Here is a 20,946-nt window from a genome sequence, read left to right as displayed (position 1 = left end):
ATTCCATTACGTTTTTATAAACGCATAAAGTCGTTAAATAATGCCAGAAGCATCATACTTCCGAGCAGTACCATACCAATTTTTAAGCCAACTAATTGTATTTGTTCCGAAACAGGTTTACCCCGAAGCAGTTCAATAAAATAATAAACTAAATGTCCACCATCAAGCATAGGAATCGGTAATAAATTTAAAATACCCAAACTCACACTCATTAATGCCATAAAGCCAATAAAGGTCTGCCATCCCATTTCAGCACTTTGACCTGCGACTTTGGCAATGGTAATTGGACCTGATAAATTATCTAAACCAATCAGTCCTTTAACCATTTTCACCATAGAGTTTAAGATCATACTGGAGATATGCACAGTTTTATCTGTGGCCATTCCAAGTGCTTCGATTGGACCATATTGGATGGTTTGCTTATATTCATTTGGGATATTAATTTTACCCGGATCGCTTTGAACACCAAGCATTCCGGTGACATGCCCCATATTATCTCGTTTGCCTTGAGGCATCACCTCAAGCATTACCGTTTTATTATCTCGTAACACCTCAATTTTTAATAGCTTTTCAGGGGAAGCTTGTACTTTTTCAACCACTGCGTACCAATCAGCCATCTTGTTACCATCAATAGCAATGATTTGATCACCCACTTGCATACCTTGACGAATGGCTGCACCATCTTCGGTCAACTTAGACACGACAGCAGGAATTGCAGGTCTATAGGGTAAAAAGCCAAGTTCATCAAGCGGTGATTGGCTTTGATCTTTTAAAAAATTCTCAATCGGCAATTGAACATTTTGTGCTTGCCCTGCTCGATCAACATTTAAAGTAATATGTCCAGTTTCGCCCGCACGATCTACTAAAGCAAAGCTCAGTTTTTCCCAATTTGGCGTTTCGGTGCCATCTACCGCTTGAATTTTATCTCCCACTTGCAATACATTTGCAGCAGGTGTGTGGTCTAAAACCTTACCTACTCGGGTGTTAAGTTGGGTTTGTTCTGGTAAAAATAAAATCCAAAACAACAATACCGCAAAAACCAAATTGACCAATGGACCTGCTGCCACAATTGCAATTCTTTTCCAAGGATGTTGACGATTAAAGGCTTTAGGCAAATCTTCATCTGTCACATTGCCTTCACGCTCATCGAGCATTTTGACATAGCCACCCAGCGGCAAAGCCGACAATTGATACTGAATGCCTGATTTTTTTGAAGTCCATTTGAGTAAAGTTGGACCAAAACCAATTGAATAAACTAAAACTTTGACACCGAGTTTTCGTGCCACAAAATAGTGTCCAAATTCATGAATCGCAATTAATGGCCCAAGCAATAAAATTGCCGCCATAATCATAAATAAGGCACTCATGTTTTAGCTTCCTGTTTCAATATAATCAAGGGCAACACGACGCGCGTGTAGGTCGGCAGCCAAAATTGCCTCAAGGGTATCTGCTTGGGCATAAGCAATTTGGTTTAAGGTATGCTCAACCACCTGTGGAATTTGTGTAAATCCAATCTGTTGTTGTAAAAATGCCGCCACTGCAATCTCATTTGCTGCATTGAGCAAAGTAGGTGCTGTACCACCAGCTTGCATTGCACAACGTGCAAGTTTTAAAGCAGGAAAACGCGTTACATCGGGCGCTTGAAAATTAAGCTGTTGATGAAGAAATAAATCTAAAGGTGGCACATGCGTGGTCAGACGCTCAGGCCATGCTAAGGCATGCGCAATGGGCGTACACATATCGGGATTACCCATTTGTGCTAAGGTTGAACCATCTACATATTGCACCATCGAATGAATAATACTCTCAGGATGTACCACAACGGTAATATAATCTTCTGAAACTGCAAATAAATGACACGCTTCAATCAATTCCAAACCTTTATTCATTAAAGTGGCTGAATCAACAGAGATTTTTTGCCCCATTGACCAATTTGGATGCTTGCAGGCTTGTGCAGGTGTTACATTTTGTAGTTGTTGTAGACTGTGATTTAAAAATGGACCGCCTGATGCGGTGAGTAAAATTTGTTTAACCCCAAGTTGCGGTTGTCCATTACGTTTGGCATTGATGTAATCACTCGGTAAACACTGAAAAATTGCATTGTGTTCAGAATCTACCGGCAACAACAATGCACCATACTCACGTGCAGCATTCATCATAAGATCGCCTGACATGACCAAGGCTTCTTTATTGGCAAGTAACACACGTTTACCCGCTTTTACCGCAGCAAGGGTTGGCAGTAAACCTGCAGCCCCCACAATGGCAGCCATCACCACATCAACCGATGGATGTTCAGCTACGCTGATCAGCCCTGCTTCACCGCTTAATATTTCAATATGATTGAGCTTTGCGTCACTGAGTTTTTGAGCCAATTCGTCGACTTTTTCTTGAGGGACAACGGCAATTTTTGGCTGATACTGTTTGCATATGTCCACCAAAGCATCAATTCGGCTGTGTGCCGTGACTGCAAAGACAGAATATTGTTCAGGATGTTGCTGCAAAATTTTTAAGGTACTTTGACCAATCGAACCTGTAACACCTAAAATACAAACAGTTTGTGACATTTATAAATCTACGCCAGTAAGTTTTAAAATATAAAGCCCTGCTGCAAAAATCGGTGCAGCGGCCAGTAATGAGTCAATTCGATCTAAAACGCCACCATGCCCAGGTAAAATACGCCCCGAATCTTTAATGCCAGCACGGCGTTTAATCATCGACTCAAATAAATCACCTAACACTGAGCTAAACACGGTCATCACAGACAAACCTAAGAACAGCGCATGTTCTAGTAAGCTTAGTTCTAAGTACAAAACCTCTACACTAATGACAATGATCATCGCGGTGACGACACCACCATATAATCCTTCAATAGATTTGTTAGGACTGACCGATGGTGCAAGTTTTTTCTTACCCAGTTTGCGCCCTACAAAGTAAGCCCCACTATCAGCACCCCACACCAATAAAAACAGATACATCAACCACCAAGGTGAGCTGCTCCATAGGCTATAGATCGCGGTAATGGCAGCCGCCACCAAAATCAAACCAATAATTTTTAAACTTGGATTATACCAACCGTCATAGCTTGGATAAGATTTTACCCAATAAAGACTTAAACACCACGACATAATCGAGGCTGACCACAGCAAAATAACGATATCATTAAAATAAATTGCTAAAGCAGATAAGCCTGCTGTTAAAATTCCATATCCATAAGCCAATGGCTTATTGATCAGACGTTCTGCTTTTTGCGGCATGAGTTTATACCACTCATAGCCTGCAACCCCCGCAGCTATCGCCATTAACACTAACATTGGATAAGGTGAAGTTGTCGCAAACATACTACACAATACAATTGCGACCAATACCAATGCGGTGATGATCCGCTCTAACATCGATTAATTCTCATTTTTCTCTAGTTGGATTTGCTCAGAAGTTTTTCCAAAACGGCGTTCACGTCCAGCGAACACGTTAAAGGCATCTTGAAGCTCGTCCACCGTAAACTCAGGCCATAGTGTCTGAGTAAAATATAGTTCTGCGTAAGCGGCTTGCCATAGCAAGAAATTTGATAGTCTAAAATCCCCACCTGTACGAATTAACAAATCCACAGGCGGTAAATCAGACATACTGATATATTGAGCAAAGCTGTCGGTATTAATGTCATCTAAGCTCATTTTATTGTTCACAACATCTGCTGCCAATTGCTTTGCAGCTTCTGCCATGTCCCACATCCCACCATAGCTTACTGCAATACACAACGTCATTTCAGTAAATTGCGCTGTACGTTGCTCTGCATAAGCCATCAAATCACGTAATTGTGGCGAAAGACGTGCACGATCCCCAATAAAACGCAAGGAAATTTCAAATTTTTCCATACGTGGGATTTGTTCGTGAATGGTGTCTTCAAGCAGTTTCATCAGCAAATCAACTTCAAATTGCGGACGATTCCAATTTTCACTCGAAAAAGCAAAAACTGTCAGCGCACGAATTTTCTCTTGACGGCAATATTCAACAATCGGATCAAGGACGGTTTTTCCTTCTCGATGGCCATCGCCTTTTTGCATCTGATTTTTTTTGGCAAAACGATTGTTGCCATCCATAATGATGGCAACATGTTTCGGAAGAGGTGTGATGTCTTCAGCGGTCATTGATTAGACCTTCATCAATTCAGCTTCTTTCGCAGCTAAACGTTTATCTACTTCTGCTACATATTTATCTGTGATTTTTTGAACATCATCACTTGCACGACGCTCATCATCTTCTGAAATTTCTTTGTCTTTTAATAAAGCTTTGAAATCACCCAATACATCACGACGAATGTTACGAATCGCAACTTTGGCATTTTCAGCTTCAGTACGCGCCACTTTTTGCATGTCTTTACGTGTTTCTTCGGTTAAAGCTGCAAGTGGAACACGAATTGCATCTGCACTGATTGGGTTTAAACCTAAATCTGATTCACGAATGGCTTTGTCAATTGCAGCCACCATGTTACGTTCAAACGGTTGTACCAATAAAGTACGTGAATCTTCAATACCCACGTTTGCCACTTGGTTTAAAGGTACGTCAGAGCCGTAATATGGCACCATCACACCGTTTAAGATTGATGGATGTGCACGTCCCGTACGAACTTTATTAAAACCTTGTTCCAAAGATTCTAAAGACTTCTGCATGCGAACTTCAGCGTCTTTTTTCAGATCGTTAATCATATGATCTTCCTGAGTAAATTCTAAAATAAAAACTAGTATAAAGTGCTTTGGCGCACACGTCATTAATTGGTGACGTGTGTGCCTTCTTTCTCGCCCATAACGACAGACAATAAAGCACCTGATTTGTTCATATCAAACACTTGTAATGGCACATTGTGATCACGACATAAACAAATTGCCGTTAAATCCATCACCCCTAATTTTTCATCTAACACTTGGTCAAATGTTAAGGTGTCGTATTTAACCGCATCATCATGTTTGCTTGGATCTTTATTGTATACGCCATCAACTTTAGTGGCTTTTAAGATCAAGTTGGCTTCAATTTCAATACCACGTAAGCACGCTGCTGTATCTGTGGTAAAGAATGGATTACCTGTACCTGCAACAAATACACAGACTTCACCATTGTTTAAATGACGAATTGCATCGCGGCTTGCATAAGACTCAACCACAGTACCAATCGGCAATGCTGACATTAAACGAGTTTTAATGTTACGACGTACCAAAGCATCACGTAACGCCAAACCGTTCATTACTGTTGCAAGCATGCCCATTTGGTCGCCTGTTACACGGCCCACCAAGCCATCTTTTTGCAATTGGCTACCACGGTATAAGTTACCACCACCGACAACAATACCCACTTGCACGCCTAAGCCCACAAGGTGTGCAATTGCCAAAGACATCTGGTCTAGGACTTGTGCATCAATCCCCATGTCTTTGTTACCGGCTAATGCTTCACCCGAAAGTTTCAGCAAAATACGGCCATAACGTGGATTTTTAGAATCAGTTAGCATGTGAATAAACTCCAAAGTTAATCTTGTTATCGGTATGGGTTAAGCTTTAATACGAATGAGCTTGGCGTACAGGTCGTATTCATCTGCATCGGTAATTTCAACTTCAAGTAAGTCGCCCGATTTAATTAAGCTCTTGTCGATGTCTTCAACAAAAACGTTGCCATCAATTTCTGGGGCATCTGCATACGAGCGCGCCACAGCCACTGGGAATTCGTCTTCTAAGTCATCCACAAGTACCGTCATGGTTTGACCAATACGTTTTTGCAATTTTGCCGCAGAAATTTCTTGCTGCACTTGCATAAAACGTTCATAACGCTCTTGCTTAATCTCTTCTGGTAGATGATCTGGTAAATCGTTTGCCGTCGCACCCTCAACAGATGAATAAGTAAAACAACCCACGCGATCAAGATCAGCTTCTTTGAGCCAATCAAGCAACATTTGGAAGTCTTCTTCGGTTTCACCCGGGAAGCCCACCACAAAGGTTGAACGGATCACAAGATCAGGACATTTTTCACGCCATACTTTTAAACGCTCTAAGGTGTTTTCACTGTGCGCAGGGCGCTTCATCAGTTTTAAAATCTTAGGGCTGGCATGTTGGAATGGAATGTCCAAATACGGCAAGATTTTGCCTTGTGCCATTAAGTCAATGACCGCATCCACATGTGGATATGGATAGACATAATGTAAACGCACCCAAATACCCAATTGACCTAAAGCTTCGCACATGTCGAAGAATTTAGTTTTAACCGGTTGGCCGTTCCAAAAATCCAATTTGTATTTGGTATCAACGCCGTATGCAGAAGTGTCTTGGGAGATGACGAGGACTTCTTTTACACCGGCTTTTTTCAGTGCTTGTGCTTCAGACAGCACAGAACCTACAGGACGAGAGACTAAATCGCCACGCATGCTCGGAATAATACAGAAAGTACAACGGTGGTTACAGCCTTCTGATATTTTTAAATAAGCATAATGTTTTGGCGTTAAGCGAATACCTTGCTCAGGCACTAAGTCAATAAATGGATTATGTTTTGGCGGTTCAGGTACATATTGATGAACCGCATCCATGACTTCTTCATAAGCGGCAGCGCCGGTGACTTTCAAGACATTGGGATGCATTTGACGAATTTTATCTTCGTCTTTACCCAAACAACCTGTTACGATCACACGACCATTAGCACTCATGGCTTCGCCAATTGCGTCTAAAGACTCTTGTACTGCAGATTCAATAAAACCACAGGTATTAACAACGACTAAATCAGCACCGTCATAATCTGATGCTACATCATAACCTTCAGTCTTTAACTGAGTTAGAATTCGTTCAGAATCGACCAATGCCTTAGGACAACCTAAAGAAACAAAACCGACTTTGGGGGATTTCATGAATCTGCGCTCCACTAGAATGGGCGTATTGTATGTCTTTTCTGTCTATAAAAATAGTTGCTTCAAGCACTCTTTGCATAATGCACCAAAATACAACCATTATTTTAACAATATAAACCCCTGTGCACCATTTTGGTTCAAAAACACTTTACTGCCCGCTTTAGATTGAGTATATCTTTTTGACTTTAGAACAATTTAAGCGCAGCAGTTTGTCTTAAACTACCCAATGTGCAGCACTTTTTAAAAAGTTGGCGCGTATCTTGCTTAAACTGCCTCAATTCAGCACTTTTATTTCTAAAATAAGGTTTTTAGACCGCTATTGCTGCGCTATTTTTATACAGGACTGTACCTCACATGGATCAACCTAACCAAATTGACTACCGCCTTTTAGTGGACAACATGACCACGGCGATTTTATTGGCTGATCGTCATCTGAATGTTTTTTACTTAAATTCAGCATGTGAAGCCTTGTTTGATGTCAGCTTATTACGTGCCTCCGGTCAACCCGCTTTGAATTTACTCCACCGCCCTAACGATGACTTCCATACCGAAGATGCGCTTAAAAACACCTTAACCACCGGACAACCGTATACGCGCCGTGAAGCCACCATTACCGTGAATTTTAAAGACATTCATGTTGATTACACTGTATCGGCTTTAAATTATGATAAACCGTATCACCCTTTATTAATTATTGAGCTCAATCCACGCGATCGTATGCTGAAAATCTCCAAAGAAGAGCATTTTATTCAGCAGCATCAAGTTGCACGTCAGCTGATTCGCGGTGTAGCACATGAAATTAAAAATCCATTGGCAGGCATTCGTGGGGCAACACAACTCTTGGCACGTAGTTTAAATGATCCGCAATATACCGAATTTACCGAGATTATTATCAGTGAAGTTGATCGTTTAAGAAACCTAGCCGACACCATGCTCGGCTCACGCCAATTACCAAGTTATCAACCCGTCAATATTCATGAGCCACTGGAACGTGTGCGCGCTTTAATTGCCAATCAAACCAAAAAACGGGTCAAGTTGGTTCGAGATTATGATTTATCTTTGCCTGATGTGTTGGCCGACCGCGATCAACTGATTCAAGTAATGCTCAATATCAGCGTAAATGCTGTACAGGCCATGAATGAAAACAAAGCTTTTTTTGTAGATACACAACCTGAGCTGATTTTAAGAACCCGTATTCAACGCTTAGTCACCATTAATGGTGTCATTCATCGCTCTATGGTGCGCATTGATATTGAAGACAATGGACCGGGTGTACCTGAAGACATTGTTGAATCGGTATTTTATCCATTGGTCACTGGTCGTGCTGCGGGCACAGGCTTAGGCTTGAGTATTGCACAAAATATTATGCACCAGCATCAAGGCATGATCGAATGTCAGTCGATGCGAGGCAAAACCACATTTAGCTTATATTTACCTTGGGAGTCAAACCATGTCGCGAAATAAAATTTGGGTAATTGATGATGATCGCGCCATGCGCTGGGTCTTGGAAAAAACCTTTAAAGAAGAAGGTTTAGATGTGACGAGTTTTGAAGAAGCGCAATCTGCACTTGATCAATTGACCCAAGAAGCCCCAGATGTGATTTTAACCGACATCCGCATGCCGGGGATTGATGGTCTAGCATTTTTAGGCAAAGTCAAAGCCAGTCATCCCGATTTACCGGTCATTATTATGACCGCGCATTCAGATTTAGAATCGGCTGTTTCTAGCTATCAAACCGGTGCTTTTGAATATTTACCTAAGCCTTTTGATATTGATGAAGCCTTAGCTTTGGTGAACCGTGCAATTTTGCATCTTAATAAACTGCAACAACAAGAGTCTGCCAAAACTGCGCCGCCCATTCAATCGACTGAAATTATTGGTGAATCGCCTGCCATGCAGGAGGTATTTCGCGCTATTGGTCGTTTGTCACAATCGCATATTACGGTGCTGATTAACGGTGAATCAGGTACAGGCAAAGAGTTGGTGGCACATGCGCTACATCGCCATTCACCACGTAGTGCCAAGCCCTTTATTGCTTTAAATATGGCGGCTATTCCCAAAGATTTAATTGAAACTGAATTGTTTGGGCATGAAAAAGGTGCATTTACTGGTGCCAATACGCAACGTCAGGGGCGTTTTGAGCAAGCCAATGGCGGAACTTTGTTTTTAGATGAAATTGGCGATATGCCATTTGAAACCCAAACTCGCTTATTACGCGTGTTGGCCGACGGTGAATTTTATCGTGTGGGCGGTCATATTCCAGTTAAAGTTGATGTGCGCATTGTGGCGGCTACTCATCAAGATTTAGAAAAGTTGGTGCATGACGGTCGTTTCCGTGAAGATTTATATCACCGTTTAAATGTGATTCGTATTCATATTCCAAAACTTGCCCATCGCGCTGAAGATATTCCCATGTTGGCACAGCATTTCTTGGCTCGCGCTGGTAAAGAATTGGGCGTGAGTCCCAAAATTTTACGCCGTGAAACGCAAGAATATATGCAGCAACTGCCATGGCAAGGTAATGTACGTCAGCTTGAAAATACCTGTCGTTGGCTCACAGTGATGATCACTGGTCGTGAAGTGTATCCTGAAGATTTACCTTCCGAACTTAAACAAATTCCGATTGATAAATTGGGTGAAGGTCAAGCTGCTTTGGATCGTTTGGCCATTCATCATTGGGATGAACTCTTGGCGCAATGGGCAGTACAAAAACTTAAAAACGGCGAAATGAAAATTTTAGACATTGCCACCCCCATGTTTGAACGCACTTTAATTAATGCTGCTTTGCAACAAACTCGGGGGCGTAAACGCCATGCTGCCGAACTACTTGGCTGGGGACGCAACACCCTCACCCGCAAACTCAAAGAACTTGGCATGGACACTGCCGAGAATGAGATTGAAGAAGAGATTGAAGGCTAAACCAAAAGCACCCTCGGGTGCTTTTTTATACCGATTTTACACGCTAAAACCTAAATAGCGTGAATAGCCTTGCAGACCTAAATCGGCTTGTAGCACCAAAAATTGGGGATAATTGGCAGCTTTAATGGCATCAAACATATTCATTTGATCGTCATTGGCATGCAACTCATCTACGTTATGTGCCATCGTGGCTTCAAATTCATCTGTGATATATTCAAAGCCAATATCCATAGCAATAAATAAAGTATGTTCACACGGTTGCACGTATTGCTCTTCTTGCCAATTAATCACCCAATGACCGCAATGTGGGCATTGAATTGAATCTGTGGCTTGATGCTCAAGTTGGATCAGTTGATAGGCCATAATAAAGACTCAAATAAAAACCAGATTAGTTTAAAACGAATGAAGCCCAATAGACATCACAATATTTGCTTAGGCTATTTTAAGCGCGTAAATTAAATTGACAATTTGCAACAATCAACATTTAATTGAAGTATTGTTGCATAAATGGCATAAGCTATGTTATCCGATCTCGATGATTTTTATTGTTTTGCCCAAGTGGTGGAACATGGTGGTTTTAGCGCGGCCGAGCGTGCCACTGACATTCCTAAATCTAAACTCAGCCGCCGCGTTTATCAGCTTGAAGAACGCTTAGGGGTGCGCTTAATCCAACGCAGTTCACGTCATTTTGCAGTGACGGATATTGGCATGAACATATATCGGCATGCACAAGTGATGATTAATGCTGCACAAGCTGCGCATGATTTGGTGGATCATTTAAGTATTCAACCACGCGGTGTGATTAAAGTCAGTTTACCTGTATCGATTGCGCAAAATGAAATTGCCAAGATTTTACCGCAATTTTTAAAAATGTATCCTGAAATTAAAGTACAGTTATTGGTCAGCAATCGACGGGTTGATTTAATTAATGAAGGCATTGATGTCGCGCTACGGGTACGCTCTCATTTAGACACAGACCCCAACCTGATCATTCGCCAATTTGCCCATATCCAACAACACCTATTTGCCAGCCAAGCCTATTTAAATCAATTTGGCGAACTCAAAAGCCCTGAAGATTTGGTACAACATCACATTTTAAGTATGTCAGATGAACATCTTGATCAACATATTGTGGTGCATTCTCAAGGGCAGCAAAAGAAAATTAAAGTCAATCCGACGGTTATGGGCTCTGACCTCATGCTGTTGGCACAACTCACCTGTCAAAACTGTGGGATTGCGTTATTACCAGACAGTATTGTCAAAGATTATCTAGCCTCGGGTGAATTGGTACGTGTTTTACCCGAATGGAGCGCCGCTCATGGGATTTTCCATGCAGTGTACCCATCCAGACGTGGTCAATTGCCAGCAGTACGGGTCTTTATTGATTATTTAGTTGAACATTTAAGTGAAAAAAAAGCTGATCAATGATCAGCTTTTTACAGTTATGCTTCAATTGCCGGATAACTTCCCGTACCTTCAGGCCACGGCGATAAAACCTCAAAGCCAGTATCGGTTACGGCCACCATATGTTCCCACTGTGCAGACCAATGCCCATCTAGGGTGACCACTGTCCAACCATCTGCTAATTCTTTAACCCCAGCACGTCCAGCATTCACCATCGGTTCAATGGTAAATACCATGCCCGGTTCTAATTTAAGACCTTGCCCTGCTCGACCATAATGCACCACGTTCGGTTGCTCATGATAAATACGCCCAATTCCGTGTCCACAGTACTCACGCACAATGCTATAACCTTCTCGTTCTGCCACAGTTTGAATGGCATGTCCCACATCACCTAAAGTGGCACCCGGTTTTACCGCATGAATACCAGCAAGCATGGCGGCATAAGTGGTTTCGACCAAATGTTTTGCTTCAGGTTTTACATCTCCTACAAAGTACATACGGCTAGTATCACCAAAATAACCATCCTTGATAATTGCAACATCAATATTAATAATGTCACCATCTTTTAAGATGATATTGGCGGCAGGAATGCCATGACAGACCACTTCATTGGGTGAAATACAGGTGGTTTTAGTGTAGCCATAGTAACCTATATTGGCAGGCGTCACCTTTAAAGTATTCACAATAAAGTCATAACACAAATCATCTAAATATTCTGTGCTAACACCGGGTTTTATATGAGGTGCAATCATGTGTAAAACTTGTGCAGCCAAACGGCCAGAAATACGTAAATGTTCTAAGTCTTGATCATTTTTAAGCGTTATGGCAGGAGCTCGCATCAATTATTGTCCTCTTTAAGAGTCTAATCAGTATAGACCTTTTTTAAATGCCATACAGTGCTTGGGTTTTAATCGTTTAACATTCAGGCACTTCGCATTAAAATTGGTGATTAATTATACACTTGATTTTCTAGATATTTTGCAATGCTCAGTAGCTAAATACTAGCTATAATTAGATATTTTTATTTTTTATGCTCTATAATCAATACTATAAATTAACCCAAAATAGATCTTTTGATTAAAATAATCGTGTTTTATATCAGAATGACTGATAGTTGATATAAAATTAATCACCCAAAAAAGCCAACTTTGCTCTAAAATTGTTTCCCTTTTCTGCTTCTATTCTCCCCTTATGACTAACTTACGTACTCGGGACATTATTGCTTTAGGTTTTATGACCTTTGCACTGTTCATTGGTGCAGGCAATATTATTTTCCCACCTATTGTGGCACAACAAGCCGGTGACCATGTTTGGCTCGCAGCTTTTGGTTTTTTAATTACTGCCGTAGGCCTACCGGTACTGACCATTATTGCTTTATCGCGTGTAGAAGGCTCAATTCAACTCTTAAGTTCACCTTTAGGCAAAGTAGCAAGTTTGCTATTGACGATTGTGTGTTACTTGGCCGTTGGACCGTTATTTGCAACACCACGTACTGCAACCGTATCTTATGAAATTGGTTTTTCATCGTACTTTGGTACATCGTCTTTAAGTTTATTTATTTACAGCGCGATTTACTTTAGCTTTGTGACTTTAGTGTCGTTATATCCAAATAAAATTTTAGATACTGTTGGTTATGTCTTATCACCTCTTAAAATCTTATCTTTGGTGGTTTTAGGTGTTGGTGCTGTTCTCATTCCAGCTCACTTTATTGCCGAACCTGTTGGTAACTATGTAAATAGTCCGGTGTCTGAAGGTTTTGTCAATGGTTATCTCACCATGGATACTTTAGGTGCTTTGGTGTTTGGTATTGTCATTATTAATGCCATCCGTTCACGCGGTTTAACTGATAAAAAGTTAATTACCAAATATGCGGTGATTGCCGGTTTAATTTCTGGTGTAGGCTTAACTTTGGTGTATTTAAGCTTATTTAAACTTGGCTTAGGCAGTCATGACATTGCCGCCAATGCAAGCAATGGCGCGGTTATCTTACATGCCTTTGTACAACATGCCTTTGGTGACTTAGGTTCAGTCTTCTTAAGCGCAATGATCTTTATTGCTTGTATGGTGACTGCAATTGGTCTGACCTGTGCATGTGCTGAATATTTCTCACATATTACCAAAATCGGTTACAAAGCTTGGGTATTGATTTTAGTCGGCTTTGCTTTTGTGATTTCAAATTTAGGCTTAACCAAATTAATTGCAGTTTCTGTGCCGGTATTAAGTGCCATTTACCCACCCGCTATTGCCGTAATTTTATTAAGCTTTTGTTGGAATTTCTTCCACAAACCAAGTCGCGTAGTTGCACCTGTAACGGCTGTGGCATTAGTCTTTGGTATTTTAGATGGCTTAAAAGTGGCAGGCTTTGGTGATGCATTACCTACTGCGTTGGCAAACTTACCATTAAGTGCACAAAACTTAGCATGGCTGATCCCTTCTATTATTGTATTGGTAATCTGTGTTGTGATCGATAAAGTGAAAAAATAAGCTTTTTTGATGTGCTGCACCATGATCGTTTTACCCAAACGTGACATGGTCATCTCGCAATAATCGTCAGGTTTTACCCAAACGGGCTTTTATTGTTTTACTTCATCTACATGATGTGGATGTAAGTTTAAATCGTCACTATTACATTACCCAGCTGTTCAATCAAAATACGCTTACAATTTTAACAAAACCCACGTACACCCTTATAAACCTCACCAACTCAAATAACAGGGTTTATCTCATAAGCAAACGTGGAGATGTCAATTTCAATATTTTATACAAGTATCCCACCCAGCAATTCAGGCGTCATAGTAATCGCCCCATCTATATCACTACACGCTTTGCCTGAACGCTCACACTCCGGATTTATAGCGGTACCCGAATATTTAATTGATGCTTTAGTTTATATGAGATACCTAAGCACAAGCATAAAAAAAGCCTCACAATCGTGAGGCTTTTTTATTTAGTGTTGAATCATAACCGTTTTGATTCGATTTCCATCGAGCTCAGTTACGGTAAAATGTACACCTTTATAATCGAGTTCAGTACCAACAGTAACTTCACCTTGGGTTTGATCCAAGATTAAGCCTGCAACACTGATATAATTTACATCTTCTTCAACCAAATCTAACATACCTAATTCAAGTTCAAGTTGATATAAATCAAGCATACCAGTGGCTTTCCACTGTCCATCTTCAAGCTTAACTAAGTCAAGCTGCTCATCAGCATCAGGGAATTCACCCGCGATCGCTTCAAACACATCCAGCGGTGAAATCAAGCCTTGTACATTGCCAAATTCATCACTCACCAACACAAGTGAACCTTTTGAGCTACGTAACGTATTAATCGCATCAATCACTTTCATGGTTTCAAAGATATAAATTGGACGATGCATACGAATTAAAGCTTTCATTTGCTCTTCGTCATCTAATACATCCAACAATTCTTTGGCACGTACAATACTGATCACTTTATCTAAGCTGCCACGACATACTGGGAATAAGCTATGCGGCACAGATAAAATCTTTTCGCGAATCTCTTCAGGTGAATCGTTGAGATCTACCCATGAAATTTGACTACGTGGGGTCATAATTGACGCCACTGAACGTTCAGCAAGGGTCAGTACCCCACCAATCATATAGCGTTCTTCATCAGCAAAAGCTTCTTGCGCTGGTGAATTGCTAGATTGATCTTCAGTTTCTAGCTTACCACCCATCAATTTTAAAATTGAATCAGCAGTACGATGACGCAATGGAATTTTTGCTGCATGTTTTTGGGTATTACGTAAACGATACTGGTTAAAGCCTTCCATTAAAATGGCAACACCAATACCTGAGTAGATATAACCTTTTGGAATATGGAAACCAAAACCTTCGGCAATTAAGCTAATCCCGATAAGTAATAGGAAGCTTAAACATAAAATCACCACAGTTGGATGACGATTGACAAATGCTGTTAATGGTTTAGATGCAACTAACATCACGACCATTGCAACAATCATTGCCACCATCATAATTCGGATATCATCAACCATACCAATCGCTGTGATTACCGAATCGAGTGAGAATACGGCATCAAGCACAACAATTTGTGCGACAACCGCAGCAAAGCCTGCATAAACGACCTTACTTCCGGTGCTTTTGACTTCAGGCTTACCTTCCATCATTTCATGCAATTCAGACACGGCTTTATACAGTAAGAACAAACCACCACCCAATAAGATGAGGTCGCGCCCTGAGAAACTATGGTCGAAAATGGTGATCAGTGGTTGAGTTAAGGTCACCAACCAAGAGATCGCAAACAGCAATCCTAAACGCATCCCCAAAGCGAGCGTTAAACCAAGAACACGTGCTTTGTCACGTTGTTCTGGGGGAAGTTTATCAGCTAAAATAGCAATAAAGACTAGGTTATCAATACCTAATACGATTTCTAATATGATTAGAGTAATTAAACCAACCCAAATGCCAGGATCTAACAAAAATTCCATTAGTTAAAAACTCCTGCGTGAGTTAGTGAAATCGTAAATGCGAGCAACTGTGCCCCCGACGACGGATCCATTTAATTTGACCTGTGTAACTTAAGATAATTTCATTATGCACAAACTGATGCCATTGTAATTAATTTTTTGATATTTTTTGTTTATCTAAGTGATGTAGACAACATTTTCATGCGCAATTTTTTTTAGCAATAATCCTCAGTGAAGATACTTTTTCTACTCATGATATTTACCTACAGTTTAAAGATATTTTTATTGTATTATATTTATACAATTTAAAAGCAAATTAACCTATTTAAAATACACTTTAACCGGATAAAAACCGATCAAGCAACTTGAGTTTTCACATAAAATAACAAATAATTGTGACGCAATTAAAATTAAAATTAGGTAACAGGAAGAACACCACATGACTAAAAAATATTCAAAATTTTTGCCCTCGGCTCAAAATACGCATTTTGAAGATTTTCCTTTTTATTGGATTATGCAAGTACACGCACAATATGTGAATAATGTTGATCATGCCTTAAAAAAATATGGCCTCGACAATTCACGTCGTCGTATTTTAGTGGCATTACAAAATAAACCCAATGCGAGCGTGTCTGATCTATCACAAATGGTGGTGTCTAAAATGTCAACCACCACTAAAATTATTTACCGTTTAAAAGACGAAGGTTTAGTTGATACCTATTCATGTGAAGATGATGCACGTATTACTCGGGTTATCTTGACACCTAAAGGTGAAGAGATGACCGAAAAAGTCAATGATTTAACCGGCATTGTACTTGAACAATCTTTTGAAGGCTTAACACCATTACAAATTGAAAAAATGATGGAAAGCTTAAAGCAAATTTTCAAAAATCTAGCGCATTAATCACTTTAAATATCGAAAAAGTTGAGTTGCGGACTCACTTTTTCGGTTTTCGCTTTAGGTACATGTGAACATTCAAATTCTTCTACTGGAAAACCGACCACAAAATCTTGTAAGTTAGGCTGCTTTAAATTAAGCCAAGCGTTTAATTGCGCATGTGGAATGACAATCACAGAGCGTTTAATCGGTCCGGGTTCATGAAAATCTTTCATCATAGCGTGGTCAATGGCATCCATAGTCATCATACTGGCTGAACGCACCACCTCATCACCCAGTTTGCAAATTTCATATAAAGCAGCAATATAAAATGCCTGCCCATCACGGCGGCGTACGCCCCAACGCTGTGGTTTGCCGTCAATGTATTTTGACTCATAAAACTCATCTACAGCAATCACACCAAATTTACATTTGGCAGCAGCTTCGGCAAAGCTTGGTTTTTGTAGTAAAGTTTCATTACGGGCATTATACGTGCGCGTGGCAATGGTCTTATCTTCTGCCCATTTAGGAATTAAACCAAAATTGACTTCACGCCATTCTAAGCCGTGTTCAGATTGAAATAATAATGGCGCACTATAATTGGGATAGACTTCTTCACGATACTCAAAATTAATCTCAGGCAAGTTTAAAGCTTGCTGTTGGCTACGCGTTAAGGGTTTAAAATTTGCACACATTGTTTCACCACCTCAATCACAAAGCAGATTTTATTATAACGTGAAGCATTTGAAGCTAGGTTAAATTTTACTGATCACTTCAACCATAAAAAAAGCGCCCGTAGGCGCTTTTTTAGTTCACAGGCTTAATCGCCTGTATAACCTTTTAACTTTAAACGTGCTGCATGTAATAGCGGCTCTGTATAACCTGATGGCTGTTCACCACCTTTAAAGATCAAATCAGATGCTGCTTGGAACGCAATGTTGTTGTCAAGATCAGAAGCCATTGGCGTGTAAAGTGGGTCATTGGCATTTTGCTGATCCACAATTTTTGCCATACGTTGCATCACTTCTTCAACTTGTGCACGTGTGACCACACCATGACGCAACCAGTTCGCCACATGTTGTGAAGAAATACGTAAGGTTGCACGGTCTTCCATTAAGCCCACATCATTGATATCTGGAACTTTTGAACAACCTACGCCTAAATCGACCCAACGTACTACATAACCCAAAATCCCTTGGCAGTTGTTTTCAAGCTCTTTGCGCTTTTCTTCTTCTGTCCAATTGGTGTTAGTTGCAAGTGGTGGCGTTAACAGATCATCTAATGGCAATGCATCTGTTGCTAATAACTCTTGCTGACGATCTGCAACACTAATTTGATGGTAGTGAATCGCGTGGATGACCGCACCTGTTGGAGATGGTACCCACGCACAGCTTGCACCTGCATCTGGGTGTTCAGTTTTGCTGTTGTACATGTCACGTAACATATCTGGTTTTGGCCACATGCCTTTACCAATCTGTGCTTTACCACGTAGACCGGTCTGCAAACCCACCATCACGTTACGGTTTTCATAAGCTGGGAACCAAATTTGGCCTTTCACTTCGGCTTTACGAACAAATGGACCTGCTTCCATAAAGGTATGAATTTCATCACCAGTACGGTCCATAAAACCTGTATTGATAAAGATGGTACGATCTTTAGCTTGCGCAATACAGTTCTTTAAGTTTACAGATGTACGGCGTTCTTCATCCATAATCCCGATTTTTAACGTTTTTGCAGCTAAGCCAAGCGCCTGTTCAGCACGCTCAAACAATTCAACTGCAAATGCCACTTCTTCAGGACCATGCATTTTTGGTTTAACAATATACATTGAACCCTTGCGCGAGTTTTTAATGGTGTTTTCACCACGAATATCAGCAAGTGTTAATAACGGTGTAACCAATGCATCCATGATACCTTCATAGATTTCCTGACCATCCACAAGAATGGCAGGGTTGGTCATTAAGTGACCCACGTTACGAAGTAACATCAGTGAACGACCATGAACTTTAGTTTCACCGCCTTCAAGATTTTTAAAGCTACGGTCAGCATTTAAAGTACGCGTTACAGTTTTGCCATTTTTTTCAATCGCTTCTTGTAAATCGCCACGTATTAAGCCTAACCAGTTACGGTAGCCTTCTACTTTCTCTTCAGCATCTACTGCTGCAACCGAATCTTCTAAATCTTGAATGGTGGTGACTGCTGCTTCTAATACAACGTCTTTAACGCCGGCTGCATCGGTTTGACCAATAGCGCTTGTTGCATCAATTTGAATAATGGCATGTAAACCATTGTTTTTAAGCACCACTTCTGTTGGTGCTGCAGCTTCACCGTTGTAACCTACAAATTTAGTTACATCTGCTACAGTGGTGGTTGAACCATCTTTTAAGCCCACCACCAAAGCTGAACCTTCAACAGCATATTGGGTTGCATCGGCATGTGAACCTGCCGCAAGTGGGAAGGTTTCATCTAAGAAGTTCTTTGCAAAAGCAATGACTTTTTCGCCACGTTTTGGATTGTAGCCTTTGGTTTTTTCTGCGCCATCTTCATCAGAGATCACATCAAAGCCATAAAGAGCATCGTATAAAGAACCCCAACGTGCATTGGCTGCGTTTAAGCAATAACGCGCATTACGTACCGGTACCACCAACTGTGGACCTGCAATTAGTGCAATTTCTTCGTCTACATTTTCTGTCGTAATTTGGAAATCTTCTACTTCTGGTAATAAGTAGCCAATTTCAGTTAAGAAGGCTTTATAAGCTTCTAATTCAAATGTGTTATTACGGTGCCATTCATCAATTTGTGCTTGAATTTGGTCACGCTTAGCCAAGAGTGCTGTATTTTTTGGACTAAGATCGACAACGACTTGTTCGAAGTTGCTCCAATAAGTCTCGCTGTTGAGACCTGAACCTGGTAGTGCTTCATTTTCGATGAAATCATACAGTTCTTTAGCAATCGCTAACTTGCCTTTTTGAATACGTGCAGTCATTGTCTTTCCTGATATTGCTATTTTTTATTCCAAGAGCTTCTGAGTATACCCATTTATACTGTTCTGAATAGGATTATTAATAAACAAAATAATGAGCATTTTTTAAACACAATATTTGTCCACCAACATCATCAGAATGAATGCTCTTTTATAGTGTATAAAGTTTTTGAAATGTCTAAATTAGACTTAAGTTCAGATTTTCGTTTAAAAAAACAACGAAAGCGCTTTTTTTCTTTGAATTGTGTATAAAAAAGCGTCCGAAGACGCTTAATTTTAAATTTCTACTTTTTCAGAGTTGCTGCTTTGAATTTGTCGGTGCGCTGAATTTAAGTAATCATCCGACTGCATTTCAAGCAAACGTGAACGGGTTCGCTCAATCTCAAAGGCGAGTTTTTCACCATTATAGATCTCAATAATATTATCTTCTGAGGTTAATAATAGCTTGACACCACGGTCATAAAATTCATCGACAAGATAAATAAAACGACGCGTCCCATCAGCTAAATAGTCGGTGAGATGCGGAATATTACTGACCAAAACAGTGTTATAAATGTTGGCAATTTCAATAAAATCCGCAGGGCTACGTGGTTTTAAACATAAATCGGCAAAATCACACCACAAGACATCTTCTGTATGCGAAATGGTGCTAATTTGACGATTATTAATGGTGATGTCATCGCTTGATTTACTTTGTGTTTGCGTCAGTGCATCAAAACGCTGTTGCATCCATGCTTCATTCTCAGCATTTAATGGATATTTAAACAATTGTGCTTGTTTTAAGACCCGTAAACGGTAATCCACCCCTGCATCTACGTTTAAAATCACACAGTTTTGTTTGACCATTTCAATGGTTGGCAAAAAGCGATCACGATGAATACCATTTTTATATAAACCATCGGGTGCAATGTTTGAGGTTGCCACCAAAGTAATGCCACGCTTAAAGAGTTTTTGGAATAAATCGCTTAAAATCATAGCATCCGTGACATTGGACACAAAAAATTCGTCAAAACAAATAATCACTGCATCTGCATAAATTTGGTCTGCCACAATATCTAAAGGGTTTTGTTGCCCTGATAATTTATTGAGCTCTTTATGTACATATTGCATAAAGTGATGAAAATGCATGCGCGTTTTACGACGAAATGGCACTGAATTATAAAATTGATCCATTAACCATGTTTTACCACGTCCGACTCCACCCCACATATACACACCTTGTGGTGGTGTTTGACGACGAAAACGTGCAAACGGTTTTTTTGCCGCTTTATAGCGTTGTATAAGTTCTTGCCAGACACGATCTAACTCATGCACGGCCTGTGCTTGCGCCTCATCAGGCATAAATTGCCCAGATGCGAGTGCTTGGGCGTAGCGCTCTGCGGGCGATAATGGGTTTGAAGTTAAATCAGACATATCATTCATACTGTTTTGAGCT

General features: G+C 40.4%; 18 protein-coding genes. 5 read left to right on the top strand and 13 right to left on the bottom strand.

Annotated elements, in window-relative coordinates; genetic code table 11:
* Positions 1-14: 14 nt before the first annotated feature.
* The 7 genes from rseP to rimO form a co-directional block, all read right to left on the bottom strand.
* On the bottom strand, positions 15-1,367 hold the full coding sequence (gene rseP / locus Q0017_RS00780; RefSeq protein WP_298141602.1) for an RIP metalloprotease RseP: 1,353 nt from the start codon (positions 1,365-1,367) through the stop codon (positions 15-17).
* Between the two features lie 3 nt (positions 1,368-1,370).
* The gene (gene ispC / locus Q0017_RS00775; protein WP_298141599.1) at positions 1,371-2,564 is read right to left on the bottom strand and encodes a 1-deoxy-D-xylulose-5-phosphate reductoisomerase; all 1,194 of its coding nucleotides are present in this window, start codon (positions 2,562-2,564) and stop codon (positions 1,371-1,373) included.
* The gene (locus Q0017_RS00770; protein ID WP_298141596.1) at positions 2,565-3,392 is read right to left on the bottom strand and encodes a phosphatidate cytidylyltransferase; all 828 of its coding nucleotides are present in this window, start codon (positions 3,390-3,392) and stop codon (positions 2,565-2,567) included. It abuts the gene before it with no gap.
* A gap of 3 nt (positions 3,393-3,395) precedes the next feature.
* On the bottom strand, positions 3,396-4,145 hold the full coding sequence (uppS, locus tag Q0017_RS00765; RefSeq protein ID WP_298141593.1) for a polyprenyl diphosphate synthase: 750 nt from the start codon (positions 4,143-4,145) through the stop codon (positions 3,396-3,398).
* Positions 4,146-4,148: 3 nt separating this feature from the next.
* A complete protein-coding gene (gene frr, locus Q0017_RS00760) occupies positions 4,149-4,703 on the bottom strand; it encodes a ribosome recycling factor (RefSeq protein WP_298141591.1) in 555 nt (184 codons plus the stop codon).
* Between the two features lie 62 nt (positions 4,704-4,765).
* Positions 4,766-5,497, bottom strand: coding sequence for a UMP kinase (pyrH, locus tag Q0017_RS00755; protein WP_297424773.1), 732 nt, complete (start codon positions 5,495-5,497; stop codon positions 4,766-4,768).
* A gap of 39 nt (positions 5,498-5,536) precedes the next feature.
* Positions 5,537-6,877, bottom strand: a complete 1,341-nt coding sequence (rimO, locus tag Q0017_RS00750) for a 30S ribosomal protein S12 methylthiotransferase RimO (RefSeq protein WP_298141587.1) — start codon at positions 6,875-6,877, stop codon at positions 5,537-5,539.
* 354 nt (positions 6,878-7,231) lie between these two features.
* On the opposite strand from rimO, the gene glnL reads away from it, so the two are divergent.
* On the top strand, positions 7,232-8,341 hold the full coding sequence (gene glnL, locus Q0017_RS00745; protein WP_298141585.1) for a nitrogen regulation protein NR(II): 1,110 nt from the start codon (positions 7,232-7,234) through the stop codon (positions 8,339-8,341).
* Positions 8,328-9,797: a nitrogen regulation protein NR(I) gene (gene glnG, locus Q0017_RS00740; RefSeq protein ID WP_298141582.1), complete on the top strand. Its 1,470-nt coding sequence runs from the start codon at positions 8,328-8,330 to the stop codon at positions 9,795-9,797. The genes glnL and glnG overlap by 14 nt, the downstream gene beginning before the upstream one ends.
* A 36-nt stretch (positions 9,798-9,833) precedes the next feature.
* Here glnG and Q0017_RS00735 read toward each other — a convergent pair whose 3' ends face one another.
* A complete protein-coding gene (locus Q0017_RS00735; protein WP_298141578.1) occupies positions 9,834-10,160 on the bottom strand; it encodes a hypothetical protein in 327 nt (108 codons plus the stop codon).
* Between the two features lie 156 nt (positions 10,161-10,316).
* On the opposite strand from Q0017_RS00735, the gene Q0017_RS00730 reads away from it, so the two are divergent.
* A complete protein-coding gene (locus Q0017_RS00730; protein ID WP_298141576.1) occupies positions 10,317-11,225 on the top strand; it encodes a LysR substrate-binding domain-containing protein in 909 nt (302 codons plus the stop codon).
* Positions 11,226-11,239: 14 nt separating this feature from the next.
* Here Q0017_RS00730 and map read toward each other — a convergent pair whose 3' ends face one another.
* Positions 11,240-12,040 (bottom strand): type I methionyl aminopeptidase, encoded by an 801-nt coding sequence (gene map, locus Q0017_RS00725; RefSeq protein WP_298141573.1) that lies wholly within the window; start codon positions 12,038-12,040, stop codon positions 11,240-11,242.
* A 352-nt stretch (positions 12,041-12,392) separates the two neighbouring features.
* Here map and brnQ point away from each other — a divergent pair, with 352 nt between their 5' ends.
* Positions 12,393-13,685: a branched-chain amino acid transport system II carrier protein gene (brnQ, locus tag Q0017_RS00720; RefSeq protein WP_298141570.1), complete on the top strand. Its 1,293-nt coding sequence runs from the start codon at positions 12,393-12,395 to the stop codon at positions 13,683-13,685.
* Positions 13,686-14,148: 463 nt separating this feature from the next.
* On the opposite strand, the gene Q0017_RS00715 is transcribed toward brnQ, so the two are convergent.
* Positions 14,149-15,672, bottom strand: a complete 1,524-nt coding sequence (locus Q0017_RS00715) for a TerC family protein (RefSeq protein ID WP_298141566.1) — start codon at positions 15,670-15,672, stop codon at positions 14,149-14,151.
* Between the two features lie 418 nt (positions 15,673-16,090).
* Here Q0017_RS00715 and Q0017_RS00710 point away from each other — a divergent pair, with 418 nt between their 5' ends.
* The gene (locus Q0017_RS00710) at positions 16,091-16,555 is read left to right on the top strand and encodes a MarR family winged helix-turn-helix transcriptional regulator (protein WP_298141563.1); all 465 of its coding nucleotides are present in this window, start codon (positions 16,091-16,093) and stop codon (positions 16,553-16,555) included.
* A 5-nt stretch (positions 16,556-16,560) separates the two neighbouring features.
* Here Q0017_RS00710 and Q0017_RS00705 read toward each other — a convergent pair whose 3' ends face one another.
* From Q0017_RS00705 to zapE, 3 genes are all read right to left on the bottom strand, one after another.
* Positions 16,561-17,223, bottom strand: a complete 663-nt coding sequence (locus Q0017_RS00705; protein WP_298141560.1) for an SOS response-associated peptidase — start codon at positions 17,221-17,223, stop codon at positions 16,561-16,563.
* Positions 17,224-17,348: 125 nt separating this feature from the next.
* Positions 17,349-19,514: a malate synthase G gene (locus Q0017_RS00700; protein WP_298141557.1), complete on the bottom strand. Its 2,166-nt coding sequence runs from the start codon at positions 19,512-19,514 to the stop codon at positions 17,349-17,351.
* A 273-nt stretch (positions 19,515-19,787) separates the two neighbouring features.
* Positions 19,788-20,933 (bottom strand): cell division protein ZapE, encoded by a 1,146-nt coding sequence (zapE, locus tag Q0017_RS00695; protein ID WP_298141687.1) that lies wholly within the window; start codon positions 20,931-20,933, stop codon positions 19,788-19,790.
* Positions 20,934-20,946: the final 13 nt, after the last annotated feature.

The sequence above is a fragment of the uncultured Acinetobacter sp. genome (genome assembly GCF_947624825.1).
Classification (GTDB): Bacteria; Pseudomonadota; Gammaproteobacteria; order Pseudomonadales; family Moraxellaceae; genus Acinetobacter.
The sequence above is the reverse complement of the archived record's forward strand: the minus strand, read 5'-3'. Positions and strand labels throughout refer to the sequence as shown.